The 24,501-nt window shown below is 67.9% G+C and carries 25 protein-coding genes and 1 pseudogene; 11 read left to right on the forward strand and 15 right to left on the reverse strand.

The window, feature by feature from the left end; translation table 11 throughout:
- Window positions 1-245: hypothetical protein (locus tag BDO18943_RS42875; RefSeq protein WP_235996308.1), on the reverse strand; the 245-nt coding region annotated here is incomplete at its 3' end.
- Window positions 246-511: 266 nt separating this feature from the next.
- On the opposite strand from BDO18943_RS42875, the gene BDO18943_RS39515 reads away from it, so the two are divergent.
- Complete coding sequence (locus BDO18943_RS39515; protein WP_175026410.1) at window positions 512-1,651, forward strand: porin; 1,140 nt, start codon at window positions 512-514, stop codon at window positions 1,649-1,651.
- A 49-nt stretch (window positions 1,652-1,700) separates the two neighbouring features.
- Here BDO18943_RS39515 and BDO18943_RS39520 read toward each other — a convergent pair whose 3' ends face one another.
- The 3 genes from BDO18943_RS39520 to BDO18943_RS39530 all read right to left on the reverse strand — a co-directional run bounded on the left by BDO18943_RS39520 (window position 1,701) and on the right by BDO18943_RS39530 (window position 4,813).
- A complete protein-coding gene (locus BDO18943_RS39520) occupies window positions 1,701-1,904 on the reverse strand; it encodes a DUF2970 domain-containing protein (protein ID WP_043178166.1) in 204 nt (67 codons plus the stop codon).
- 122 nt (window positions 1,905-2,026) lie between these two features.
- On the reverse strand, window positions 2,027-4,132 hold the full coding sequence (locus tag BDO18943_RS39525) for a pyridoxamine 5'-phosphate oxidase family protein (RefSeq protein ID WP_175026411.1): 2,106 nt from the start codon (window positions 4,130-4,132) through the stop codon (window positions 2,027-2,029).
- Between the two features lie 36 nt (window positions 4,133-4,168).
- On the reverse strand, window positions 4,169-4,813 hold the full coding sequence (locus tag BDO18943_RS39530) for a glutathione S-transferase family protein (RefSeq protein WP_175026412.1): 645 nt from the start codon (window positions 4,811-4,813) through the stop codon (window positions 4,169-4,171).
- A 126-nt stretch (window positions 4,814-4,939) separates the two neighbouring features.
- Here BDO18943_RS39530 and BDO18943_RS39535 point away from each other — a divergent pair, with 126 nt between their 5' ends.
- Window positions 4,940-5,881: a LysR family transcriptional regulator gene (locus tag BDO18943_RS39535; RefSeq protein WP_175026413.1), complete on the forward strand. Its 942-nt coding sequence runs from the start codon at window positions 4,940-4,942 to the stop codon at window positions 5,879-5,881.
- Between the two features lie 130 nt (window positions 5,882-6,011).
- On the opposite strand, the gene BDO18943_RS39540 is transcribed toward BDO18943_RS39535, so the two are convergent.
- Window positions 6,012-6,449, reverse strand: coding sequence for a hypothetical protein (locus BDO18943_RS39540; RefSeq protein ID WP_230624125.1), 438 nt, complete (start codon window positions 6,447-6,449; stop codon window positions 6,012-6,014).
- A 94-nt stretch (window positions 6,450-6,543) separates the two neighbouring features.
- Entirely contained in the window at window positions 6,544-7,185 is a 642-nt protein-coding gene (locus tag BDO18943_RS39545) for a TetR/AcrR family transcriptional regulator (RefSeq protein ID WP_235996309.1), read from the reverse strand.
- Window positions 7,186-7,288: 103 nt separating this feature from the next.
- Between BDO18943_RS39545 and BDO18943_RS39550 the strand changes: the two genes are divergently transcribed.
- From BDO18943_RS39550 to BDO18943_RS39560, 3 genes are read left to right on the forward strand one after another with little or no spacing between them, the layout of a single operon-like run.
- Window positions 7,289-8,191: an SDR family NAD(P)-dependent oxidoreductase gene (locus BDO18943_RS39550; protein ID WP_175026416.1), complete on the forward strand. Its 903-nt coding sequence runs from the start codon at window positions 7,289-7,291 to the stop codon at window positions 8,189-8,191.
- Complete coding sequence (locus BDO18943_RS39555; protein WP_175026417.1) at window positions 8,188-9,762, forward strand: flavin-containing monooxygenase; 1,575 nt, start codon at window positions 8,188-8,190, stop codon at window positions 9,760-9,762. Before BDO18943_RS39550 ends, BDO18943_RS39555 begins: the two co-directional genes overlap by 4 nt.
- Before the next feature lie 7 nt (window positions 9,763-9,769).
- Entirely contained in the window at window positions 9,770-10,753 is a 984-nt protein-coding gene (locus BDO18943_RS39560; RefSeq protein ID WP_043178185.1) for an alpha/beta fold hydrolase, read from the forward strand.
- Window positions 10,754-10,810: 57 nt separating this feature from the next.
- Here the strand turns inward: BDO18943_RS39560 and BDO18943_RS39565 are convergent, their stop codons facing one another.
- Both BDO18943_RS39565 and BDO18943_RS43220 read right to left on the reverse strand, forming a co-directional pair.
- Window positions 10,811-11,209: a carboxymuconolactone decarboxylase family protein gene (locus BDO18943_RS39565; protein WP_043178187.1), complete on the reverse strand. Its 399-nt coding sequence runs from the start codon at window positions 11,207-11,209 to the stop codon at window positions 10,811-10,813.
- Window positions 11,210-11,624: 415 nt separating this feature from the next.
- Window positions 11,625-12,623: a highly repetitive protein gene (locus BDO18943_RS43220; protein ID WP_456151304.1), complete on the reverse strand. Its 999-nt coding sequence runs from the start codon at window positions 12,621-12,623 to the stop codon at window positions 11,625-11,627.
- Here BDO18943_RS43220 and BDO18943_RS43225 point away from each other — a divergent pair.
- The 3 genes from BDO18943_RS43225 to BDO18943_RS39580 all read left to right on the forward strand — a co-directional run bounded on the left by BDO18943_RS43225 (window position 12,517) and on the right by BDO18943_RS39580 (window position 15,852).
- Window positions 12,517-13,812: a collagen-like triple helix repeat-containing protein gene (locus tag BDO18943_RS43225; RefSeq protein WP_456151305.1), complete on the forward strand. Its 1,296-nt coding sequence runs from the start codon at window positions 12,517-12,519 to the stop codon at window positions 13,810-13,812. The two genes, BDO18943_RS43220 and BDO18943_RS43225, sit on opposite strands and share 107 nt — an antisense overlap.
- A 120-nt stretch (window positions 13,813-13,932) precedes the next feature.
- Window positions 13,933-15,216 (forward strand): isoprenylcysteine carboxylmethyltransferase family protein, encoded by a 1,284-nt coding sequence (locus tag BDO18943_RS39575; protein ID WP_175026419.1) that lies wholly within the window; start codon window positions 13,933-13,935, stop codon window positions 15,214-15,216.
- A 138-nt stretch (window positions 15,217-15,354) separates the two neighbouring features.
- Complete coding sequence (locus BDO18943_RS39580; RefSeq protein ID WP_175026420.1) at window positions 15,355-15,852, forward strand: GNAT family N-acetyltransferase; 498 nt, start codon at window positions 15,355-15,357, stop codon at window positions 15,850-15,852.
- A 78-nt stretch (window positions 15,853-15,930) separates the two neighbouring features.
- Here the strand turns inward: BDO18943_RS39580 and cml are convergent, their stop codons facing one another.
- Both cml and BDO18943_RS39590 read right to left on the reverse strand, forming a co-directional pair.
- Entirely contained in the window at window positions 15,931-17,163 is a 1,233-nt protein-coding gene (gene cml, locus BDO18943_RS39585) for a CmlA/FloR family chloramphenicol efflux MFS transporter (RefSeq protein ID WP_175026428.1), read from the reverse strand.
- Between the two features lie 398 nt (window positions 17,164-17,561).
- Window positions 17,562-18,152 carry a hypothetical protein gene (locus BDO18943_RS39590; RefSeq protein WP_043178201.1) on the reverse strand — a complete coding sequence of 197 codons (591 nt, stop codon included), beginning with the start codon at window positions 18,150-18,152 and terminating at the stop codon, window positions 17,562-17,564.
- 1,015 nt (window positions 18,153-19,167) lie between these two features.
- On the opposite strand from BDO18943_RS39590, the gene BDO18943_RS39595 reads away from it, so the two are divergent.
- On the forward strand, window positions 19,168-19,749 hold the full coding sequence (locus BDO18943_RS39595; RefSeq protein WP_175026421.1) for a histone acetyltransferase: 582 nt from the start codon (window positions 19,168-19,170) through the stop codon (window positions 19,747-19,749).
- A gap of 27 nt (window positions 19,750-19,776) precedes the next feature.
- Here the strand turns inward: BDO18943_RS39595 and BDO18943_RS39600 are convergent, their stop codons facing one another.
- Entirely contained in the window at window positions 19,777-20,466 is a 690-nt protein-coding gene (locus BDO18943_RS39600; RefSeq protein ID WP_175026422.1) for a hypothetical protein, read from the reverse strand.
- Window positions 20,467-20,752: 286 nt separating this feature from the next.
- Between BDO18943_RS39600 and BDO18943_RS39605 the strand changes: the two genes are divergently transcribed.
- Window positions 20,753-21,325, forward strand: a complete 573-nt coding sequence (locus BDO18943_RS39605; RefSeq protein WP_175026423.1) for an NADPH-dependent FMN reductase — start codon at window positions 20,753-20,755, stop codon at window positions 21,323-21,325.
- Between the two features lie 79 nt (window positions 21,326-21,404).
- Here the strand turns inward: BDO18943_RS39605 and BDO18943_RS39610 are convergent, their stop codons facing one another.
- A complete protein-coding gene (locus tag BDO18943_RS39610; RefSeq protein ID WP_175026424.1) occupies window positions 21,405-21,710 on the reverse strand; it encodes a DUF4148 domain-containing protein in 306 nt (101 codons plus the stop codon).
- 240 nt (window positions 21,711-21,950) lie between these two features.
- Between BDO18943_RS39610 and BDO18943_RS39615 the strand changes: the two genes are divergently transcribed.
- Entirely contained in the window at window positions 21,951-22,301 is a 351-nt protein-coding gene (locus BDO18943_RS39615; RefSeq protein WP_175026425.1) for a DM13 domain-containing protein, read from the forward strand.
- On the opposite strand, the gene BDO18943_RS39620 is transcribed toward BDO18943_RS39615, so the two are convergent.
- The 3 genes and pseudogenes from BDO18943_RS39620 to BDO18943_RS39630 form a co-directional block, all read right to left on the reverse strand.
- Window positions 22,298-22,903 (reverse strand): DUF2894 domain-containing protein, encoded by a 606-nt coding sequence (locus BDO18943_RS39620; protein ID WP_175026426.1) that lies wholly within the window; start codon window positions 22,901-22,903, stop codon window positions 22,298-22,300. The genes BDO18943_RS39615 and BDO18943_RS39620 overlap by 4 nt on opposite strands.
- On the reverse strand, window positions 22,900-23,544 hold the full coding sequence (locus BDO18943_RS39625; protein ID WP_175026427.1) for an OmpA family protein: 645 nt from the start codon (window positions 23,542-23,544) through the stop codon (window positions 22,900-22,902). The genes BDO18943_RS39620 and BDO18943_RS39625 overlap by 4 nt, the downstream gene beginning before the upstream one ends.
- Window positions 23,545-23,547: 3 nt before the next feature.
- Window positions 23,548-24,501, reverse strand: a pseudogene (locus BDO18943_RS39630) (DUF802 domain-containing protein); the annotation flags it as partial.

Here is a 24,501-nt window from a genome sequence, read left to right on the forward strand (position 1 = left end):
TTCGCCTCTTTCGCCTCTTTCGCCTCTTTCGCCTCTTTCGCCTCTTTCGCCTCTTTCGCCTCTTTCGCCTCTTTCGCCTCTTTCGCTGCTTTCGCTGCTTCCGCTGCTTCCGCTGCTTCCGCTGCTTCCGCTGCTTCCGCTGCTTCCGCTGCTTCCGCTGCTTTCGCTGCTTTCGCTGCTTTCGCTGCTTTCGCTGCTTTCGCTGCTTTCGCTGCTTTCGCTCCATCGTCCCGCGAATCACGCATCGCGGCACGCGCCTTTGCGTCCGCACGATTCCGCATCGCCGCCCGTCTCAATCTGAGACGCAACATGCGACACGCGATGCGAATTGCTACGCGATTTGCGCGCGATCAAGCCCGTTCGACGATCACACCACAATGAAACGGAACGCAGCCCGCGCATCGCGGTCTTGAAACGCGTGATGGCACGCCATCTGCTTGTCGAAGGTCACGCGCCGCTCACGCCGCGCGCCGGACCATCGACCGTTTCACCCTTCTAGCCCGCACCCCACATGAAAAAATCACGCCTCATCATTTCAGCAGGATTCCTGATCGGTTTCACGAACGCGCACGCGCAAAGCTCCGTCCTGATGTTCGGCATCCTCGACGAAGGCATCAACTACACGAGCAATGTCGGCGGCAAGTCGTCATGGGAGATGGCGAGCGGCGATCTCGCGACGAGCCGCTGGGGCATCAAGGGCAACGAGGATCTCGGTGGCGGGTTGCGCGCGATCTTCGACCTCGAGAGCGGCTTCCTGGTCGAAAACGGCCAGCTCGGCTATGGCGGCCGTTTGTTCGGCTACCAGTCGTATGTCGGGCTGCAGTCGGACCGGCTCGGCACGCTGACGCTCGGCCGCCAGTTCGATACCGTCGCCGACACGATCGGGCCGCTGACCGCCAACGGCAGCTGGGCGGGTTTCCTGTTCTCGCATCCGCTCGACAACGACAACACCGATGCGTCGTTCCACGCGAACAACGCGGTGAAGTACGCGAGCCCCGCGTTCGGCGGCTTTTCCGGCACGGTCATGGTTGGACTGAGCAACCTGGCCGGCGGCTTCGCGCAGAACCGGATGCTCGGCGTCGGCTTGAACTACACGTACCAGACGCTGTCGGTCGCCGCCGTCTACGAAAACATGTCGAACCCCGGCACCACGGCGGGCGGCGCGCTGACGCCGGACGATACGGATTTCGTCGCGGGCAACCAGAAGATCTACGGGATCGGCGTGAACTACGGGATCGGGCCTGCGACGCTGGGCGCGGTCTATTCGCACGTGAACGTCGGCCAGCCCGACGCGTCGATCTATGCGGGCAGCCTGGGCCTCGCGAATGCGCGGCTCACGTTCGACAATGTCGAAGTCAATGCGAAGTACAACGTGACGCCGGCGTTCCTCGTCGGAGGCATGTACACGTACACGCGCGGCGGCCTCGATCGGGCCGGCGCGAAGTCCTCGCTGCACTGGAACCAGTTCGGCGCGATGGCGCAGTACCTGCTGTCGAAACGCACCTCGGTCTATACGCAGGTCGCCTGTCAACTGGTGGGCGGCAGCGCGACCGGCACGCCGCTCGACGGCGGGCTCGTGCCCGGTTCGCCCGGCGCTTCGTCGAACGGGCACCAGCTCGTCGCCCGCGTCGCGGTGAACCACACGTTCTGAGCGCGTGCGCCGCGTGCCGACACGGGAACGCGTGCGGCACGCGCGACGCTCAGAACCCCTGCATCGTCACGGTCGGATCGACGACCAGGTGCACGACGCCGTAGATGACCGCGCCGACGAGCACCGCGAGGATGATCGCCACGAACGGCAGCATCGTGAAGTTGGCGTTCGCGAGATCGGTTGCGTGCGCCTTGCTGTTGCGTACGCCGAAGAAACTCCACAGGACCAGTTTGATCATGCCGAGCAGTTTCATGATTGCGCTCCTTTCATCTATCGGTTGACGCTATCGTCGATCCGACCGGCATCCGGAAAAAGAAGCAGTTGCGCGTGCTTTTCGCGCAGCAGGCCATCTGCGGCGGCATGCCGCAGGGTGCATCAGCGGTCGAGCACGAGCGGTTCCGACCCTTCCGCGGGCCGCGTGACGCACAGCAGCGCGCAGCCGGGCTCGACCGGTGCATCGGGCACCTGCTCGTAGTCGACCGCACCGGACAGCACGCGCGTCGCACACGTCCCGCATGAACCGGAGCGGCATTCGGACGGCACGGCGATGCGCTGCCCTTCCGCGAATTCGAGCAGCGTGCCGTCGGCGGGCGTCCATGCGGCATCGCGCCCCGTGCGCCGGAATACGACGGGCACGCTTGCCGCCGTCGGCATGTCGGCCGCGCGGGTCGTGTTGCGCGCCACGCTCGACGGCCCGAATGCCTCGAAACGGATGCGATCGTCCGGCACGTTCAGTGCGCGCAGCCCGTCGTACAGGTCGCGCATGAATGCCGACGGCCCGCACAGGTAGAAGTCGTAGTCGTCGAACGGCAGAATGCGCTTCAGCTGCGCGATGTCGATACGGCCTGCCCGCGCGGCCGAGCCGTCGTGCAGACGACTGTCGAAGCAGTGGAGCGACAACCGTTCGTCGTTGGCCGCAAGGCGCGCCAGCTCCGCCGCGAACGGCCGGTCGGCCGCTTCGCGCGCGCCGTGCACGAACATCACGCGGCGCGACGGCTGATCGTCGGCCAGCGCGCGGCGCAGCATCGCGACCATCGGCGTGATGCCGATGCCGGCCGACACGAGCACGGCCGGGCGCGGGCTCGCGAGATCGAACGTGAAGCGGCCGCGCGGCATCTGCGCGTCGAGCGTCATGCCCGCCTGCGCGTGATCGTGCAGCCACGCCGATACGCGCCCTTCGCGCTTCACGGTGATCCGGTAATGCGCGCCGCCCGGTGCATCGGAAAGCGTGTAGCTGCGGATCGCCGGCGAATCGCTGCCCGGCAGCGCGACGCGCAGCGTCAGGTGCTGCCCGGCTTCGTAGGCGGGCAACGCGCCGCCGTCCGCCGGTTCGAAATGGAACGAGCGGATCGCGCGCGCTTCGTCGACGATCTTCGCGATGCGCAGCGGCCGCCATGCCGGTGCCGATGCCGATGCGATCGCCGGTGTCGATGCCGATTCGGGTGCGGACGTGGACGGCACCACAACCGCCCCTGCGACGGCGCTTGCCCCTGCCTCCGCCGCCGCCATCGCCGCGAACTGCGGCGCGCGCTCAACCGTCGACCACCGGAACGGCAGCACCGCGCGCATGCGCCGCACTTCCCGCACATGGAACCGCACGACCCGCTGCGCGCCGACGAACGACGCGACGAGCGGCCCGTCCCACACGATCTCGGCGCGCGCGGCCACATACAGCAGGTCGCCGTTGTCGAAATCGACGAACAGCAACCCCGCGCGCGGATCGTGCTGCAGGTTGCCGAGCGTGTTGAAGAAGCGGTTGCCGCTGAAATCCGGCGTCGTCAGCGTGCGCGCATCGTCGACGCGCACGAACCCCGGCATCCCGCCGCGATGCGACACGTCCGCCCCGCGCGCGGCGCCCGCGTCCGCCGACGTGTTCGCGCTCGCGACGAAGAACGTATCGGCCTGCGCCAGCAGCGCGCGATCGGCATCGTCCAACTCATCCGACACGTCGGGCCCGGCGGACGCATCGACTTCCCGTGCGACCAACGTCGGCTTGCGGCCCTGGATGTATTTCGCGCAGTTGCCGAAGCTCTGCTCGACCGCGATCGTCAGCGCATCGCCGTCGACCGCACGCACGACGCCGTTGACGCGATTGCGCCGCCGCGTATCGAATTCGATGCCGAGCCCGCCGAGCGGCGCGCCCGGCCGCCACGCGCCGGCCAGCGGATCGCCCGGCAACGCGTGCGCCGCGATGCGCAGCGTGCGTGCATCCGGCGACGTCACGAACCCCGGCGCGCCGGCCCGCAGCGTCGCCCACGGCTGGCCGTGCGCATCGACGCCGCCGAGCACGAAGAACGGCAGTTGCGCGAAAAACGTCCGGTGCTGATCCGGCATGAAACGCCGGATCCCGCGCCGGCCGGCCGAGCCCGCGGCCTCCGTCACACCCGCGCGCTGCTGCACGGCGAGCTCGCCCGCGTGAAACGGCGCGGCGTCGAGTTCCCAGCCCGGTACGACGGCGGTCGGGGCAATCGGGGCATTCATCGCGTTCTCCCTGAGCAGGCGCGGCTTCGGTGGGCGTTATGCGGCGAGCAGGCCCACGCGCGTCGTCGGCATCGCGACGAAGCCCGGCAGCGCCTCGATGCGCGCCAGCCACGCCCGCACGTGCGGATACGGTTCGAGCGACACGCCGCCCTCCGGCGCGTGTGCGATGTACGAGTACGCGGCGATGTCGGCGATCGTCGGCTGCGCGCCGGCCGCGAACGGCTTGCCGGCCAGCTCGCGATCGATCACGTCGAGCACCTTCGCGGCCGTCAGCTTGGCGGCCTCCTGGTCGAGCTTCGCGCCGAACACGGTCACAAGCCGCGCGGCGGCCGGCCCCGAAGCGATCGGCCCGGCCGCATACGACAGCCAGCGCTGCACGATCGCCGCGCCGACCGGGTCGTCGGGCAGCCAGTGCGCGTCGCCGTAGCGCTTCGCGAGGTACACGAGGATGGCATTCGAATCGGCGATCACCGTGCCGCCGTCGTCGATCACGGGCACCTGCCCGAGCGGATTGAGTGCGAGGAACGCCGGTTCGCGCTGCGCACCGGCCGCCAGATCGACGTCGACGGTCTCGGACGGCAGGCCGAGCAGCGACAGGAACAACCGGACGCGATGCGCGTGCCCGGACAGCAGGAACGAGTAGACGCGGATGGGTGCAGCAGGCTTGTTGGCGGCAGACATGGTAACGCTCCGGTATCTCGCGCCGCCGGGGATCGGCGACGAACAGCTGCAGCGTAGCGCTCGCCGTTCGTCGCCAGAAGACGGATAATCGCGGAAACATTATCCTTTCCCATAGGACAATCGACGATGGCCGATCTGCGCGACGTGAACCTGAACCGGCTGGCGATCTTCGTCGCGGTAGTCGACGCCGGCTCACTGACGGCTGCGGCCGAGCGGCTCGGCCTGGCGAAGACGGTCGTCAGCACGCACATGCAACGCCTCGAATCCGAGGTCGGCGCGAACCTGCTGGTACGCACGACGCGGCGGCTGAGCGTGACCGACGCGGGGCGCGCGTTCTACGACGCGTGCCGCGACATCGTGCGCGCCACCGAGAGTGCGCTCGACGCGGTGTCGTCCGACGCGGGGCCGCTGCGCGGCACGCTGCGCGTGAGCGTGCCGATCGACTACGGCGCGCTGGTCGTCGCGCCGGCCGTCGTCGCGTTGCGCGACCGGCATCCGGGGCTCGACGTCGAACTCGTCGCGAACGACCGCGTGGTCGATCTCGTCGCCGACAATCTCGACGTCGCGATCCGCATTGGCCGCCTCGCCGATTCGAACTATCGCGCGGCGCAACTCGGCACGTACGAGAAATGGCTGGTCGCGAGCCCCGCGTTCGTCGCGCGCCACGGGCGGCCGCACGATCCGGATGCGCTCGCCGCGCTGCCGTTCGTGATGCTGTCGACGTTGCCGCGCCCGCATACGATCGAACTCGAAAACGCGAACGGCGGCAATGCGTCGGTGCGCTGCGTCGCGCCGGTCGTGTCGAACACCGCCACCACGTGCCGCGCGATCGTGCTCGCGGGCGGCGGCTTCGGGCTGCTGACGGATTTCTCGACCGCCGACGACGTCGCGGCCGGCCGGCTCGTGCGGCTGCTGCCGGCGTGGCGCTCGGCGCCGGCCGGGATTCATGCGGTGTATCCGTCGACGCGGCTGCCGTCGCCGAAGGTGCGGGCGTTTGTCGAGGCGATGAAGGCGAGGATCGGGGAGACGGCGGGGGCGCCAATGGCGAAGCGCTCACGCCCTGCTTAGCCAAAGAAGACGGCGCGGCGGGACGACGCAGCATCTCGTCATACGCGTCGCATGATCCGACCTCCATGGCGGCAAGTTCCGCTTCGCCGCTGCCATGGTCCGACTCCAGTCTCGCCAGGCGGCAAGCCCGTCACATGAACTTGACGTAGCACGCCTTCTTCTCGACCTGTTCGCGCTTGAATCCGCTGTCGGCCATGCACGCTTCGTATTCGTCGGGCAGCGGCTTCAGATTGAAGATCCGCTGGTCGAGCGCGGTGGGCAGGCCATGATCCAGTTCGTCCTGCGCCTCTTCGCAGGTCGCCTTGGCCAGGCTGAGCTTCACGGGCTCCCCGGTAATGACGTTGCGGATCTTTTCATATTCCCCGCTCTTGCAGGCCGCAATGGCCTCATTGAGGTGTCGCGTGTAGACCGCGTCGCGGCATCGATCCCCCTCCTGGTCCCGGTTCTTGAACTTCGCCGCGAAAGTCTGCGACTTCCACACGGTTTCATAAGTCGTGGACTCGCTGAACGGCCAGCAGCCGCAGCCCGTCAGCCCCAGGACGGAAACAGCCATCCCCGCCGACGTCATGCGGCGCAACCATCGGTTTCGTACTTGCATAGGTTCCTTGTTATTGATTATCGGCCGTGCATGATCGCGGGCGACCGGCCCCGTTCCCGCGAATCTACCCCGCCTCCCGCAACGTCCCCAGCAACACCTTCCGGCAACTCGCGATCATCTGCGCCTCCGGATCGCGATAGTCGGTGAGCAGCCACGCCGCGCCGACGTTCGTCATCGCGCCGACGAGCGCGAGCCCGATCAGCCGCTGCTCGGTACGTTCCGCGGCCGTCGTCGCTTCGCGCGACACGCCGATCGCCATGATCAGCTTGCCGAAATCGATCAGCATGCGCTGGTACGTCATGTCGGTGTCCGCGCTCACGCCCATCACCTCGAGCAGCAGCACGCGCGCCGCGCACGGATCGCGCAGGAACGCGAAGAACGCGGCGAGCCCCGCGTCGACGCTCTCGCGCAGATCGCCCCCGCGCGCGGCCACCGCCCGCGCGACCGCTTCGTGCAACTGCTGCGCGTGATGCAGGTAGGTGTGGCGCAGCAAATCCTCGGTGCTGTCGAACGCCGCATAGAAATAGCGATCGTTCAGCTTCGCTTCCTGGCAGATCGACCGCACGGTCGCCTTGCGGAACCCGACCGTGCCGAACACGCGCGTCGCCGCGCGGATCAGCGCGTCGCGCCGCTCCGCGGCCCGCACCTCGGGCGCCACGCCGCCATACGACCGGCCCCGTTTTTCCGTTTCGAGTGCTTTCTCCATTCCGCTATTTGACATCAGGACACCCGAAAACTAAAGTGGTGACGATCAACACCACATTAGACGTGCCGCCGGCGCAGTGCAAGCGGAACAGGAGGAGCGACGAATGAACAGGTTTTCCGGCAAGGTTGCCGCGATCACGGGCGCCGGTTCGGGCATGGGCCGCAGCCTCGCGGTCGAGCTCGCGCGGCGCGGCTGTGAAGTCGCGCTGAGCGACGTCAACGACGTCGGGCTCGCCGGCACGGCGGCCGCCTGCGCGCAGCACGGCGTGCGCGTGAGCACGCGGCGGCTCGACGTGTCCGACCGCGATGCGGTGTTTGCGTGGGCCGATTTCGTGCGCGCCGAGCACGGCAAGGTCAACCTGATCTTCAACAACGCGGGCGTGTCGCTGGCCGCCAGCGCCGAAACCGCGCGCATCGCCGATCTCGAATGGATCGTCGGCATCAACTTCTGGGGCGTCGTGCACGGCACACAGGCGTTCCTGCCGCACCTGCGCGCGTCGGGCGACGGTCACGTCGTCAACACGTCGAGCCTGTTCGGGCTCGTCGCGATGCCGACGCAAAGCGCATACAACGCGACCAAGTTCGCCGTGCGCGGCTTCACCGAGGCGCTGCGGATGGAGCTCGAACTCGACGGCGCGCCCGTGAGCGCGACCTGCGTGCATCCGGGCGGCGTCGCGACGAGCATCGTCGACGCGAGCCGCGTCGATACCAGCATCCATGCGCTGACCGGGCAGGACGAAGCGACCCATCGCCGCCAGGCGAACCGCCTGATCAACGCGACGACGGCCGACGACGCCGCGCGGCAGATCCTCGCGGGCGTCGAACGCAATGCGCGCCGCGTGCTCGTCGGCGCCGACGCGCGCCGGCTCGACCGGATCGCGCGCCTGCTCGGCGCCGGCTACCAATGGCTGATGCTGCGCCACGTGCGCCGCGCCCGTGCCCGCAACCTCGAACGCGCGCACGCCCCGGCTGCGCTCCCGACCACGCCGACCAAGGATCCCGCATGACCTCGACGACGACCGACCGGCGCGACGCGCCGCCCGCCCCCGGCGCCCGTGGCGACAGTTACGACCTCGACGTGCTGATCGTCGGCGCCGGCCTGTCCGGCATCGGCGCCGCGTATCACCTGAAGCAGCGCTGCCCGTATGCGAGCGTGGCAATCGTCGAGGCGCGCGACGCGATCGGCGGCACCTGGGATCTTTTCCGCTATCCGGGCGTCCGTTCGGATTCCGACATGTTCACGCTCGGCTACAGCTTCCGCCCGTGGCACAGCGACAAGGCGATCTCGGACGGCCAGACGATCCTCGACTACATCCGCGACACCGCGCGCGCGTACGGCATCGACAAGACGATCCGCTACGGCCAGAAAGTGGTCGCGGCCGACTGGGACTCGAACCGCGCGCGCTGGACGGTCCGCATCGAGCGCACGCGCGACGGCGCGACCGACACGCTCGTCTACACCTGCCGCTTCCTGTTCATGTGCAGCGGCTACTACGACTACGACGCCGGCTACCTGCCCGACTGGGCCGGCATGGACACATTCGAAGGCAAGCTCGTACATCCGCAGCACTGGCCGAAGGACCTGTCGTACGCGAACCGGCGCGTCGTGGTGATCGGCAGCGGCGCGACGGCCGTCACGCTGGTGCCGTCAATGGCGGCCGACGCGCAGCACGTGACGATGCTGCAGCGCTCGCCGACCTACATCGTGTCGCTGCCCGCCCGCGACAAGATCGCGAATGCGCTGCGCCGCGTGCTGCCGTCGCGGCTCGCACACCGGCTCGTGCGCGTGAAGAACGTGCTGCTGACGATGTACCTGTACAACGTGTCGCGCCGCAAGCCCGACCGGACGAAGCGATTCATCATCCGCGCGGCCAGCAAGCAGGTCGGGCCCGGCTTCGACGTCGCGAAGCACCTGACGCCGCGCTACATGCCGTGGGACCAGCGCGTGTGCCTGGTGCCGAACGGCGACCTGTTCAAGTCGATCCGCTCGGGCCGCGCATCGATCGTCACCGACGAGATCGAGCGCTTCACGCCGACCGGCCTCAAGCTGAAGAGCGGCCAGCAGCTCGACGCGGACGTGATCGTCACCGCGACCGGGCTGAAAGTGAAGATGCTCGGCGGCGCACGCGTCACGGTCGACGGCCGTGCGGTCGACCTGCCGGACACCGTGTCGTACAAGGGGATGATGTACAGCGACGTGCCGAACCTCGCGTCGTCGTTCGGCTACACGAATGCATCGTGGACGCTGAAGGCCGAGCTGATCGCGCGCTATGTGTGCCGGCTGCTCAACCACATGCGCGCGAACGGCTACGACACCTGCGTGCCGCGGCTCGGCACCGGCGACCTCGGCGACGTGCCGGCCGTCAACCTGAGCTCGGGCTACATCCAGCGCGCGGCCGGCATCCTGCCGAAGCAGGGGCACAGCAAGCCGTGGAAGTTCCACCAGAACTACGTGCTCGATCTCGCATCGCTGAAGTTCAGCGGACTCGCCGATTCGGCGATGCAGTTCGAACGCCGCGCGAAAGCCGGCCCGGCCGCCACGACGCCGGTTGCCGAACCCGCACTCGAAACCCGCTGAGGCCGACATGACCCATACGCTCCATCTGATCCAGAACGTGCTGTTCGGCGTCGTCGCGGTGCTCGCCGCGCTCGCGCTGTTTACCGCTTACGTGGCCCGTCGCGTGACGCGCGCGTTTCCGCCCGAAGGCCGCTTCGTCGACATCGGCGGCGACCGCATCCACTACGTCGAATACGGCAACGGCCCGCCGCTCGTGTTCGTCCACGGGCTCGCGGGGCAACTGCGCAATTTCGCGTACCTGCCGCTCGCGCGGCTCGCGCAGCAGCATCGCGTGATCCTCATCGACCGGCCGGGCGCCGGCCGCTCGATCCGCGGCGCAAGCTCGCAGGCGAACGTGTTCGCGCAGGCCCGCACGGTCGCCGCATTCATCGACGCGCTGCGGCTCGACAAGCCGGTGCTGGTCGGCCACTCGCTCGGCGGCGCCATCGCGCTCGCGGTCGGCCTCAATCATGCGGATCGCGTGAGCCGGCTTGCGCTGATCGCGCCGTTGTCGCACGAGCAGACCGAGCCGCCTGCGCCGTTCAAACCGCTGATGCTGCCGTCGCCGCTGGTGCGCCGCTTCGTGTCGTGGACCTTCGCGATTCCGCTGACGATCCTGACCGGCCGCAAGGCCGTCACGCAGGTGTTCGCGCCGGAAGACGTGCCGCGCGACTTCCCGGTCAAGGGCGGCGGGCTGCTCGGGATGCGCCCGCACGTGTTCTACGCGACCGCGACCGACCTGCTGTCGGCACCCGTCGACCTGCCCGCGATGGTGCGCCGCTACGCGGACCTCGCGCTGCCGGTCGACGTGCTGTACGGCCGCGCCGATCCGATCCTGAACTGGCGCGAGCACGGCGAAGCGCTCGCGAAGAAATCGGCGCGCGTGCGGCTGAAGGTCGTCGAAGGCGGACACATGTTGCCGGTCACGATTCCGGAGGCCACCGCCGACTGGCTGCTTGAAGTCGCTGCTGCACCGGCCGAGGTGGCCGCACCGACGGCACGCATCGCGTAAGCCGCGACCGCGTGACAGGGACTGATTCCGTGCCGCGCAGCCAGCGCTGCGGCGGAATCAGGCTTCGTCGTCGGGCACCGACAGCCCGAGATCCGCGATCACCTCGCGCGCGCTGCGGAATGCCTCGACCGCGGCCGGCGCGCCCGCGTACAGCGCGCTGTGCAGCAATACCTCGCGGATCTCGACGAGGCTCGCGCCGTTGTTGAGCGCGCCGCGAATGTGCCCCTTCAGTTCCGTGCTGCGGCCGAGCGCCGCCAGCATCGCGCACGTGCACAGGCTGCGCGTCTTCAGATCGATCCCGCCCCGCTGCCACGTGCTGCCCCACGCGTGCTCGTTGAGCCAGTTCTGCAGCGGGCGCGAAAATCCGTCGAGGTCGTGCATCGCACGCTCGACGAACGCCTCGCCCATCACGTCGATGCGTCGCGCCTTGCCGTATTCCCTGTCCTGTTCGCTCATGTCCGTGTCCTGTTTGGAGTCGTGGCGGCTGCTTCGCCGGCAGCCGGGGATGTCGCGCCATGTTCATCGGGCCGGCACGTTTCGTCAAAGATGCGGCCCTCGGTTCGAGGCTGGCCGCGTCACGCGATATCGAGCGCTACGTAACATCGCGCCGCGCGTTACGGCGGCTTACGGGAACATCGCAACCGCCGCGCCGGCGTGCCGTGCGTAGCCGTCGCGCGAAAGCACCGTTACTCCGTTTAAATCGCGCGTATATCCCCGATTCCTGCAATAAAGCGCGACACCATTTCGGGAAAGCTGGCGTGGCGCGGAATTTGCAGTGGAGGCTTGGACACACTTCCAATGTCGAGGCCAACATGCATAAATTCTTCAAGAAGACGACGGTAACGATGGCCGTCTCGTCGCTGCTCGCACTCTATGGTTGCGGCTCGGTCGATGGACCGACAACCCCGCCGACGATCAAGCCGAGCACGTCAGGGACGGGCGGCAGCTCGGGGACTTCGGGTACGTCGGGTGGCGGGACGTCGGGTAGCTCCGGTACTTCGGGTAGCTCGGGCACGTCGGGTACTTCCGGTACGTCGGGTACTTCCGGTACGTCGGGCACTTCCGGCACGTCGGGCACTTCCGGCACGTCGGGTACTTCCGGTACCTCGGGTACTTCCGGTACCTCGGGTACTTCCGGTACGTCGGGTACTTCCGGTACGTCGGGCACTTCCGGCACGTCGGGTACTTCCGGCACGTCGGGTACTTCCGGTACCTCGGGTACTTCCGGTACCTCGGGTACTTCCGGTACCTCGGGCACTTCCGGCACGTCGGGCACCTCCGGTACGTCGGGTACTTCCGGTACGTCGGGTACTTCCGGCACGTCGGGTACTTCCGGCACGTCGGGCACTTCCGGTACGTCGGGTACTTCCGGCACGTCGGGTACTTCCGGTACGTCGGGCACTTCCGGTACCTCGGGCACCTCCGGTACGTCGGGCACTTCCGGTACCTCGGGCACTTCCGGTACCTCGGGCACTTCCGGTACCTCGGGCACTTCCGGCACGTCGGGCACGTCGGGCACTTCCGGCACGTCGGGCACCTCCGGCACGTCAGGCACTTCCGGCACGTCAGGTACTTCCGGCACGTCGGGCACTTCCGGCACGTCGGGCACTTCCGGCACGTCGGGCACTTCCGGCACGTCGGGCACCTCCGGCACGTCGGGCACGTCGGGCACTTCCGGCACGTCAGGCACGTCAGGCACTTCCGGCACGTCAGGCACCGGCGTCACCCCGCTCGGCAATGTCCTCCAGCAAACCGGCACGCTCGTGACGGGACTCGGCACGACCGTCGCGAACGGCGGCGCGCAGATCGGCGGCGTGCAGATCCCCGGCACGAACCCGACGACGGCTACCAGCGTCGGCAACGCGGTCACGAGCCTCGGCAACGGTGTCCAGTCGCTCGGCAACGGCGTCGCGGCCGGCCTCGGCTCGATCGGCGTGTCGGCCAACCCGCTCGGACCGACGCTCACGTCGACCACCGGCCTGCTGACCGGCGCCGGCGGCGCGGTCAACAACCTCGGCAACGCGGTGACGAGCCTCGGCTCGGGGCCGCTGGCCCCGCTCTCGCCGGTGACGACACTGGTCGGCGGGCTCGTCAACACGGTCGGCGGCGCGGTCAACTCGACCGCATCGGGCCTCAACACCGCGCTGAACAGCGCACCGGTCCAGCAGCTCGGCACGCAGGTCGGCACGCTGATCAATCCGATCACGAACGCGCTGACGGGCGGCGTCACGACGCCGGGCGCCACGCAGACGCTCGGCAGCGTGACCCAGCTCGGCGCGCCGCTCAGCAACCTGCTGGGCACGCTCGGCAGCGGCCTGGGCCTCGTCGGCTCGCAGGTCAGCGGTGCGACCGGCAACCCGACCGGTACGAGTCTCGGCGGATCCGTGAACCAGCTCGGCAACACGGTGACGTCCGTCGGCGGCCTCTTGAACAGCCCCACGGGCAGTTCCAGCAGCGGTTCGGGCGGCACCAGCGGCACGAGCGGCAGCAACCCGCTCGCGCCGGTCACGGGCCTGCTCGGCTCGCTGACGGGCGCGCTCGGCGGCAGCAGCTCGAGCGGCACCGGCGGCACCAGCGGGACGAGCGGCAGCCCGCTCGCCCCGGTCACGAACCTGCTCGGCACGGTAACGGGTGCGCTTGGCGGCCTCGGTTCGAGCGGCACCGGCGGAACGAGTGGCACCGGTGGCTCGGGGGTCGGCGGCCTGCTGGCGCCGGTCACCAACCTCGTCAACTCGCTGACGCCGCTCGGCGCCAGCCTCACCGGCACGGTCACGACACCGGGCGGCAACGTGACGGGCACGCTCGGCGGCCTGCTGTCGAGCGGCCCGGTCGGCACGGTGGCGGGTGCACTGACGACGCCGGCGGGCGCCGCGGGCGCCACCGGCACGGCCAGCCCGACCGGCGCGGCCGGCACGGTCACGACGCCGGCTGGCGGCGGCACCGTGGTGGGCGGCCTGACCGGCGGCTCGAACGGTGGTGCCGCGGGCGGCGCCGCCAACCTGCTGTCGCCGGTGACGAACCTCGTCGGCGGTCTGCTGGGCGGCGGCACCAAGAAGTAACGCTTTACCTATCAGAACCACAGGCCAATGGCCGGGCGCGCATCCATACCAAGCCCGGCCGATGGCCGGCGTCACCCGCCAAGCGGGGGCGCCGGCCCTCATCCGTACGAGGATCCGATCATGAACTCCACGCTCGACGGCATCGCCGCGGCCCAGGACCGCCCACCCCGTTCCGCCACGCCCCTACGCGCCGGCCTGCTCGGCATCGCCGCCGGGCTCTGCGCGCTGTGGATCACGCGCGACCATCCCACGCTCGATGCAGCCACGCGCGCGGTCATCGCCAGCCTCGCGATCATCGGCACGATCGCGCTGCACGAAATCTTCATCTCGCGCGTCTATCTGCGCCCGAGCGCGGGCCTGTCGCGGCAGGCCGTCCGGCCGCTCGGCATCGCGCGCGTCGCGACGCGGCTCGGCGCACAGGCGTCGATCTATGCGGGCATCGGCGCGATCTACTGGCTGCTGCCCGAATACCACGGCGCGTTCTACCTGCCGTTCTGGTCGCTGCTGCGCTCGCTCGCGCCATACGTGATCGTCGCCGCGCCGTTCTACTTCGCGTGGATGGACCGCCACCAGCGCGAGACCGACGACGCGTATCTGCTGTGGGGGCGCTTCCTGTTCCGCCGCGCGCAGCCCGCGAGCTGGAAGCCGGTGCGCGAGATGCTGGCCGGCTGGGGCGTGAAGGCGTTCTTCCTGCCGCTGATGACCGTCTACCTGTCGAAAGACGCCGATCACCTCACTGCGTCGCTCGCGAACGCGATGCACGCGCCGATGACGCTCGCGACCTTCGTGTTCATGTACGACCTGTCGTTCACGATGGACCTGATGTTCGGCACCGTCGGCTACCTGTGCACGTTCCGCATCCTCGACAGCCACGTGCGCACCGTCGAGCCGACGACGCTCGGCTGGGTGGTCGCGCTGATGTGCTACCAGCCGTTCTGGTCGCTGTTCTCGAACAACTACATCCGCTACGAAGGCTCGATGTTCTGGGACAACTGGCTGCTGTCGGCCCCGACGCTGCGCGTGATCTGGGGCACGGTGATCATCCTGCTGCTGCTGACCTACGCGCTGTGCACGATCTCGTTCGGCCTGCGTTTCTCGAACCTCACCAACCGCGGGATCATCACGTCGGGCCCGTACCGCTTCACGAAACATCCGGCGTACATCACGAAGAACCTGTCGTACTGGATGGTGTCGGTGCCGTTCGTCGAGCCGCTCGGCTGGCAGGTCGGGCTCATGCACTGCGCCGGGCTCGTCGCGGTCAACCTGATCTACTACACGCGGGCGAAGACGGAAGAGCGTCACCTGATGCGCGACCCCGACTATCGCGCGTATGCCGAATGGATCGCGCAACACGGGTTGTTCGCGCGGATCAGGCAGGCATTCGGGCAGCGCGCGCCGGCCTGACGCGGCGGCGCAAGGCGGGGCCTGACACCGCCCCGCCCCCGTCTGCGTTCGTGTTCCTGTCCGTTGTTCGTACATCGACGATTCGCCGGTTCCGGCGCACAATGCGCGCTCTCTTGCGAACGGAGCAACAGGCGATCGATGAACGTCACCACGATGCGGCTGGCCACGACCCATGATGCGGCGATAGCCGCACGCATCCTGACCGATGCCGTCGCGTTCAAGTCCGCGCACGACGACCCGGCATGGGGGCACGGCACACGCACCGAACAGGATGTTCGACCGATGATCGACGACGGCAGCCTTCACATCGTCGAGCACGACGGCCTCGCGGCCGCGATGTTCGTGCTGATGTGGGAAGACGAAGAATACTGGGGGCCGCAAGCGCCTGTCGCCGGTTATCTGCACCGGCTCTCGGTACGGGACGGCTTCCACGGCCGCGGGCTCGGCCGCGTCGCGATCGACTGGTGTGCGGATCAGGTCCGCGCGCAGCAGCGCACGCGTCTGCGACTCGATTGCGATCCGCGTAACGCGAAGCTGTGTGCGTATTACGAGGCACTCGGCTTCGAACGCGTCGCGCTTCGCCCACTGCCCAGCGGCTACATCGCTTCGCTCTACGAGCGCGCGGTGGCCGATTGACCGCACCGGCCGCGCGCGCCATCGACTTCATCGAGGCGCCGAGCGGCCCGATGAAGTCACGCGTTGCTGCTCGCGTGCTCAGTCGAACGAGACGCCGCGAGCGCTTCCGTCACGCTCACGCCCGATCGCGCGCGTCAGCCCCTTGATCGCGACGAAGCTCGCGAGGCCCATGCCGAAGCAGGAGGCCGCCAGCGGCCACGCGGTCGCACCGTCGAAGACCAGCGTCGCGAACGTGCCCACGCCGGTGGCGATCACGCTCTGCACCGCGTAGTAGAGCGCGACCGCCTTGCCGGCGGCATCGCCGAAATCGCGCAGTGCGCCGTTCGCCGTCACCGACGACATCAGCACGATGCCGACCGCCACCAGCCACATCGGCATCACGAACGTCGCGAACGACGGCTTCGTCAGGACCGTGCAGCCCGCCAGCACGATCGCCCCCGCCATCATCGTGAGCGCCCCTCGCGCAATGCAGCCTGCCTCGCCCCACCGCGACACGAACGTCCCGGCGAAGCGCGACACGATGACCATCACGATCGCGACGGTCGCGAAGGCCGCGCTGAACGCCACGCGGGAATAGCCGGCACCGCCGACCAGCACGCGCGGCGCGGTGGAGAAGAACACGAAGAACGCCCCCATCGCGGCGGCAAACGCGAGCGTGTGAACCTGAAAGGGCCGGCTGCCGAGAATCGATACGACGGACGGCCCCCGCGGGTTCGCCGTCCGCGGCCGCGTTTCGTGCCAGCGTGGCCACGCGCGACCGCACGCGAGCACACCCAGCACGCCGAGCGTCGTGAAGATCGCGCGCCATCCGCTGGCCATCGCGATGGCCGCGCCGAGCAGCGGCCCCAGCGCGGGCACGAACGCCAGCATCGCGCCGAACTGGCTGTAGATGATGCGGCCTTCCGGGCGGTCGGCATAGACATCGCGAACGGTGGCGAACGTGGCGACGAGGGCCGCCGACGCACCCAGCGCCTGCAGCACGCGCAGTGCGACGAACAGGCCACCGCCGGCGGCAATCGCAAGCGCCAGGGAAGCCGCCGCGAAACACAGCGCGCCGCCCAGCACCACCGGCCGTCTGCCGACGCGGTCCGACAACGGGCCGAAAATCAGCTGGCCCAGGCCGAGGACGACCAGGTAGACGCTCAACGTCAACTGGACGATGGCCGGCGACGTGCCGAGCGCGGACGGCATCTCGGGGATCACCGGCAGGTACACGTCCATCGCCAGCGAAGCGAGGAGATCGAAAGGCGCCATCAGCAGGAGCGCCGACGGCAACGAATGGGCCCAGACGGGCGTGGATTGTTCAGGCATGACAAGGCATCCGCTCAGAAAAGGGAATCTGGCGGCGATCTGCCTGGTCAGCGAGGGACAACGGGAGATCGCCGCAACGACCGGTTGACGAAGGTCGTTGCGGCTTAGCGATCCGTGGACGGGCCGGCTCCCATGGAGGAATCCTTGTGGCGTGCGATGACCGTGCAGTGTAGTCGGTTCGACAGAAGGGTGCCAGCCGTGCAGCACGGCCGGGTGGTGGCGGTCCGGCCGGCTCGCGTATCGTGCTGACAAGCCGCGTGCGATACGGTGCCGCGCATGCCGGTGGAACGGGACGTGATCCACCAAGTCCCGACTTTGCTCGCCCGCTGCATGGCGGGCCTCGCCGCGAATCGCCCCATCCCCGGCGGATTCGCGGCCCCGGCTCGCGTCGCCGGGCGTTAATGCTTCAGACGCACAACGTACAGGCCGGTGAAGTTTGCAGCCACCGCCAGACTGAAGTTCGGCGGGGTCGAAATGATCGACTCCATGATGGTCGGCTTGTAGGTGACGGTCCCGCCCGAGATGTCGGCCATCTCGATGACCGCCGGGCTCGGATTGGGAATGATGTTCGACGTGAAGTTCAGGGTCAGCGTACGGTTGTACATGTTGTCGAACCCGCCGTAGGACTTGATCTCGTAGACAAAGTCCGCGTTCACGCCTGCAGGCACCGGATCCGGTTTGCCCAGGCAAATCAATCCGTCACGAACCACGCCATCCGGCGGGGTCTTGAAGGTCAACGTCGCGATGCCGTCGTCGGTGACCAGCGTCATCGTCGCATTCGCAACGGCACTCTTGGTGAGCTGGATCGACTTGTAGCCGTCCGGACACTTGAACGTGACAGGCTGAGGGTCCGGTGCGGTCGGCGAAGGGGTTCCCGTCGCGCTGTCGCTACTCGTCGCGTTGCTCCCGCCGCCGTCACCGCCCCCACCGCATGCCGACAACAAGACGGTAGAACCCGCCAGGATCGCCAGAATAATATTGTTTTTCATCTTCCACTCTCTCTATTGATCAATATCACTAACAAAACTTCTCCCTCGTGATCAGTTTTCTGTCGACTGCCCGGCGTCATGCGCGGCTGAATACCAGGCGATACGGGTTCTTGTTCAAGGTGCGACGGGCGCGCCTTTACGCACCAGGCGAATACGTTCGGAACGCCATAACCCGTGATGAAGAGGTGGCAACGCCGGAATCAACCTGTCTGGATTTCCCCGCGTTTTCTTCACTCAGGCCGTCGCGAATTTAATGAGTCTCTCGCGTCGAAATATATCGAAACATGTGTCGGCACAGTGTCAGGAATTGATAAAGTCGCGGTACTCGGGAATGCGCCACCATCGATTTTCCTGATCGGTATTCCTCATTTTTCGACCTATCAGCGCCAAGTACCGCCCAAAAAACCTTCGTTATTTCCCACCGTTCTTTAACGATCGGAAGCGATTGCTAAAAACAGGCCTTACATTTGAGATAACTCGATACGCGCGGCAGCCTCACGATCGGCATCGCGTCAGTCACGTCGTGAACGTGTCACCGCAACACGCGCACGAGGTCGCAACGCACGCGCTGTTCGCGCGGACGCATCGGCATCCGCCGTTGCGACCAATCGTCGCGAAACACCCGATTCCCCCGCGTTTCGTCGCTTTTCTCCGCCAGTCCGATTGCCCGCTCCGTGCCTGTCGCGTATGGTGCTGACCGTCCGCGCGCTTGTCGCCCGGACCTACGACCGTCGTCACGCTCGACGGCCGCGCGGGCCGCGCCCGCCGCTCACCGTCTCCGCGATGCCGCCCTTCGGCGCCGCGCATTCATGAGGAGAGAGACGTGATCCACAAAGTCCTGATCCTGTTCGCACTCTGCATCGCAGGCCTCGCCGCGATCGCCGCCGGTTTCCAGCATATCCCCAGCTGATTCGCGGCCCCGGCTCGCTTCGCCGAGCCCGGGGGCCGCAGCCATTCCTTTCCCCATTTGCGATGAACCACTTTCTCGGACCGCCCGGGACGGGCGACCTTTGCCATGCGCATCGACGTACAGCATTCCCAGCACGACATCGACGATGAACTCGACACGCTCTACGCACGCCTGCACCAGCCAGGCCACCGCCTGCACGGCCTGCCGGCCGTCGCGCTCGGCCGCTCCGGCCTGATCGTCCGCCACCGCGAGGCGGACGGCGAATACTTCCTGTATGTCGAAGACCCGGCCGCGCGCCAGCTCGCCGGCTATACGGTGTTCAACCGCCTGCCCGAAATCCCGCGCCGCGCCGACCGCTACCTGCGCGCGCCGCATACGCGGCTGCGCGGGTCCGCGCAACGCAAGGGGCTTGCGACGACGCTGTATCGCTGGGGGCTCGACGCGGGCCTGTGCCTGATCAGCGGCGCGCGCCAGTCGGTCGGCGCCGCGCATTTATGGACGGCGCTCGCGCACGATTACCGGCACGGCTTCGTCGATATCGACGGGCGTGCGCTCCGTTATCTCGGCGAAACCGTTGCCGACGACGTGCATGGCGCGCTGCATACGCGGCGGCTGATGCTCGGCAACGGGTGGGAAATCGGGGAATTCGCGCGCGTGGCGGGGATGGCTGGCGCCGTCTGCATGTGAGCGTCCGCGCGCCGGGCACGGCTGCGGCTAGATCGCGATGCCTGTTCGTTCGCTGAACGCCGCACGCAATACGTGCTCGTCCGTCATCTCCATCCGGGCGAGCCCGGCGAGCACCGACGGAAGCAGCCATTCGATGTTCGGATCGACACGCTTCATCTGCGCGACCAGCGCGGCCGTGAACGCCGCATCCTCGTGCGTGCCCGATTCACCAGCCTGACGGCGCTGCCGGTACAGCACGCCGACCCAGTAGCCGATTCGCTCCGGCACGATCCAGCCGGCATAGGTGCGCGGGAACTCGGTCTTGCGCAGCGCATCGCGCACGACGTCTTCCGGATCGCTCATCGCGGGCGAGAAACACATCTGCTCGCTCTGCACGAGCAAGGCTGACGTTGCGTTGTCGAATGCCGCATAGGTCTCGCTGCAGACATCGGTATCGTGATCGAAGCGATAACCGACGTGGACGGTCACGCGCCCGTCCGGCATCACGAACGTCCGGTTCGGCGGACACAGCGCGTGGCGCTCGGCGACGGTCAGGAATGCGCCGGTCGCATGCGAATACTCGCGTTCGCGCTGGCGGTTGAGCGACGGATCGATGACCCAGATGACCAGTGTCGCGGTGCCGGGACGATCGTATGCGGTCAGGTAGCTTTCCGCCGGAATCGCTGCTGCTACCGTCGGCGGCAGGTCGATATGGTCGATGTATTTGCGGAACGGCATCGGCTTCACCGTCGCTTGCCGTTCAACGGCAGGGCGACAGCGTGAGACCTCGCCGCGCGCTCGCCCCTGATTGCAGCGGACAGCACTGCGGCAGTCATTCCGGAACACGGGTTCATGCCAGCCCTCAGTTGTCTTATTTCGTTTCCAGGCATCCGCCCTCTCACGCGTGCAGGATCGATCCTGGCGATTGTAGCGCCTGCGCTCGCGCACAACGCTACCTGAACGCCAGTGCGATAATCCGTGCGACGCTCACCGCTGCGCCACGCGCCAACCGACACGCCCATCGATGACCACCGATCCCCGAACCGACGCCACCCGCCACCTCGACATCGTCGCACTGTGCGGCAGCCTCCGCGCCCAGTCGTACAACGCCGCGCTGCTCGATGCGGCCGCGATAGTCGCGCCGCGCGGCATGCGCATCGTGCGCTTCGATCGTCTCGGCGAATTTCCGCTCTTCAATCCCGACGCAGAATATCCGTCGCCCGCCGCGGTGCGCGACCTGATCGACCGCGTGAATGCCGCCGACGGCCTGCTGATTGCCAGCCCGGAGTACGCGCACGGCGTAACGGGTGTGATGAAAAACGCGCTGGACTGGATCGTGGGATGCGAGGCCGTCGTGTACAAACCGGTCGCCGTGCTGAATGCGTCGCCGCGCGCGACGCATGCGGACGCAGCGCTGCGGGAAACGCTGTCGGTGATGTCGGCACGCATCGTCGAACCCGCGTCGATCACGCTGCCGATCCTCGGGAGCCAGCTCGACGCGACGGGCATCGCCGCGCATCCGCCGTTCGCGTCGGCGCTGGCTGATGCGTTGCATGCGCTGCGTGCGGCAATTGTGGAAGACGAGCCATCACGCTGACGTCACGCATCCCAAAACACATCGCAGTCCAGAATAATCGGACATGACGCCTGTCGATAGGCATCATGTCCGGCCCGGCTCATCGTCCACGATAGATCGGCAGTTCGCGGGCAATCGAGCCCGCTTCGCCCGAGGCCGGCGACATCATCCCGTATCCACTCGTATCGGCCGTCGACGGGCCGGTCGAGCCGATCTTCATCACCGCTTCCGCGAGGCGCGCCGGATAGTGCGGGTCTTCGCCAGTCTGACGGTAGCCGGCCGCGCGCACGGCGGCCAGCTCGGCCGTGACCTCCGCGCGCGTCACGGTGGACGCCTGCGCGGCCCATGCGGAAACGGAAGCGGTCGCGGCAACCGTCGCGAGAACATACAGGGCTAGCTTGTTCATCTGATCTCTCCTGAGCGTCGACGACGTTGTCGACGGAGAGTGAGTCGACCCGCGAGCGCAAAGATGACACGCGCCGGCAGAAATTTTTCAGCATCGTGTCGCCACGTGGCTGCCGGGTGCCCTGCCCTATGGATACGGCCTGCGCCAATGAATGTCGGCCGGGCGTCAGATTGTGCCGGCCCGCGCGACTACAGGGTTGTGGCGATGCGCCACCCGCTGTTCTCGCGCTTGGGGTCCGATATGAAAAACCGAATCTGGATACCGATCGCGTCGCATCTCGCGACCGCGCTCGTGGCATTCACCGTCGGCATCTATGTCCTTCCGGTCCTGACGGCATCGGAAGGCGCAAGCGCCGTCGAACTGCAGGTGGCCGCCGAAAATGCACGTCATACCGGCTGTCTCGAACGCGACCTGACGGCATTCGGCAATTTCGTCGTGCCGCTGCCCGCCGACGTGAACCCCGCGCAATACACGTCGGTCGTGATCTGGTGCGCGCGCTTTTCGACGTTCATCAGCGCGGCCCGGTATCGGAACGCGACGACGTCATGCCGGGTGCCGATGCAACGGGCCCCGACCGCCGCCGCGCGCTAGCGGCTCTTGCTCCGCGCAACCTTCTTCACCGCCTTCGCGCGCGGCGCTTCCTTCTCGGGCTGCGCGCCGCCGCCGGCAAGATCCTCGAGCCATGCGAGCGCATCGACATACGACAGGAACTGCTGCAGATAGGCCGGCGACAACTCGCGCATCGTCGCGAGCGACCGGTGCACGAGGCTGTTCGAATTGAGCGGACCCGCGTTGCGCGGCACCTGGTCGAGCGACTGGCGATACTGCTGTTCCGTGCGGACTTTCGACCACATCGTGCGGAAGTAGTCGACCAGCTCGGGATCAAGCCCGCGCCGGTCGGCCTGCGCATCGCGCGCAAGCCGCTCGACGAGTTCCGCAAGCGCGCCGCGCGCGGGCGCACCTGTTGCGTCGCTCACGGCTGCCGCTTCACCAGCGTGCGCTACAACCTCCGCGAAAGCGTCGAGCAGCGTCGCCAGCCGTGCGTCGAGCAACGCACGCGCGTCGCCGTCGAGCGCGGCCGCGCGCCGTTCGAGCGCGTCGATCCGGTGAAAGCGCACCGGATCGAGCCGGTCGGCGCCCTGCTCGCGCCATGCGTCGAGCGTCGCGCGGACGTGCGTCGCGTCGCCGGTCACTGCGCCTTCCCTCCGTTCGAAGCCGACTTGCGCGGCACCGGCGCAATCTCCACGCGACGATTCTTCGCGCGGCCTTCATCGTCCGCATTCGAGCTGACCGGCTGTTCGGAGCCGAACGCGGCCGCGAACACCGACGACGCCGGCACGCCGGCGTCGATCAGCTCACGCGTGACCGTCAATGCCCGCTTGGCCGACAGCTCCCAGTTGTCCGCGAACTGGCGGTTGCCGGCATGCACCTGCTGGTCGTCGGCGAAGCCGCTGATCATCAGGATCTCGTCGCGCGTCTTCAGGTACGCGCCCAGCGGCGTGGCCAGCGTCTTCAGCAGGTCACGGCCCGCGGGCTGCAACTGGTCGGAGTTCAATGCGAACAGCACGTTGCCGCTGATGCCGATGCGACCGTTGACGAGCGTCACGCGGCCGGCCGCGAGCGGCCCGGCGAGCGCCTGCTCGAGCGACTTGCGCTGCTGCGCTTCCTGCTGGCGCGCGCGCACGGCTTCCTCGAGCTTCGACGTGAGCTGCAACTGCATGCCGATCACGCCGACGAGGATCAGCACGAACGCGCCGAGCAGCACCGACATCAGGTCGGCGAACGCGGGCCACACCGGCGCGGCGGGCGCGCCGTCGTCGATTTCGTCGTGCATGCGTTACGCTCCGACGCTCGCCCGCCGGCCGGCGAGCTGCTGCAGGTCTTCGACGATCTGCTTCTGCGACATCATGCTCAGGTCGATCACCTCGCGCGCCTGCGCGACGTAGTACTCGAGCTGCTCGTCGCTGCGCGCGAGCGATTTCTCGAGCGCGGCCTCGATGCGTTGCAGATGGGTCAGCAGCTTGTCGTTCGACTCGCCGAATACCTGTACGGCCATCCCGAACGCGTCGCCGAGGCTCGCGACCTCGACGGCGCCCGCCGTAACCTGTGCGGCCACCGAGTCGAGCTTGCGCGTTTCGGCATCGACGGTGTCGTTGAAGCGCGCACCGACGCGGTCGAGCAGGTCGGCCGACGTGCTGACGAGCGCATCGATCGCGGTGCGCTGTTCGGTCGACGCGTGGTTGACCGCGCCGAGCAGCGTTTCGAGCGTCGCGAGCAGGCGGCTGCGTTCCTCGAGCATCGCGGTGTCGTGCGTGAGGCTGTCGGACAGGCGCTGGCGCAGTTCGGCGACGACGTCGGCCGCGGCCTTCGGCGCCTCCGACGCAGCCTGCACGAGGCGCGCGATCTCGTTGATCGTGTCGCTCGCATGCACCTGCGCCTGCGCGGTGATGTCGTTCGCGGTGCGGGCCAGCGTGTCGCAGATGTCCTGCTGGCGCGTCGCGGCCTGCGCGCTCGTGTTCGCCCATTCGTCGCGCAGCGCGGCGGCCATCGCGGCGAGCGAGTCGTTCCACGCGGACAGGCGTTGTTCGTCGCGCGCGGCCAGTTGCGTCTGCAGGCCCGTGTGCGACTCGCGGATCGTCGACAGCAGGTCGTTCGAGCGCTGTTCGAAGGTCGATGCCTGCGCGGTCAGGTCGCGCGTCGTTTGTGCGAGTGCATCGCAGATTTCCTGCTGACGGCCCGCGCTGTGCACGCCCGCGCGCTGCCATTCGTCGCCGAGCTTCGTGGCCATCGC

The sequence above is a fragment of the Burkholderia aenigmatica genome (genome assembly GCF_902499175.1).
GTDB lineage: Bacteria > Pseudomonadota > Gammaproteobacteria > Burkholderiales > Burkholderiaceae > Burkholderia > Burkholderia aenigmatica.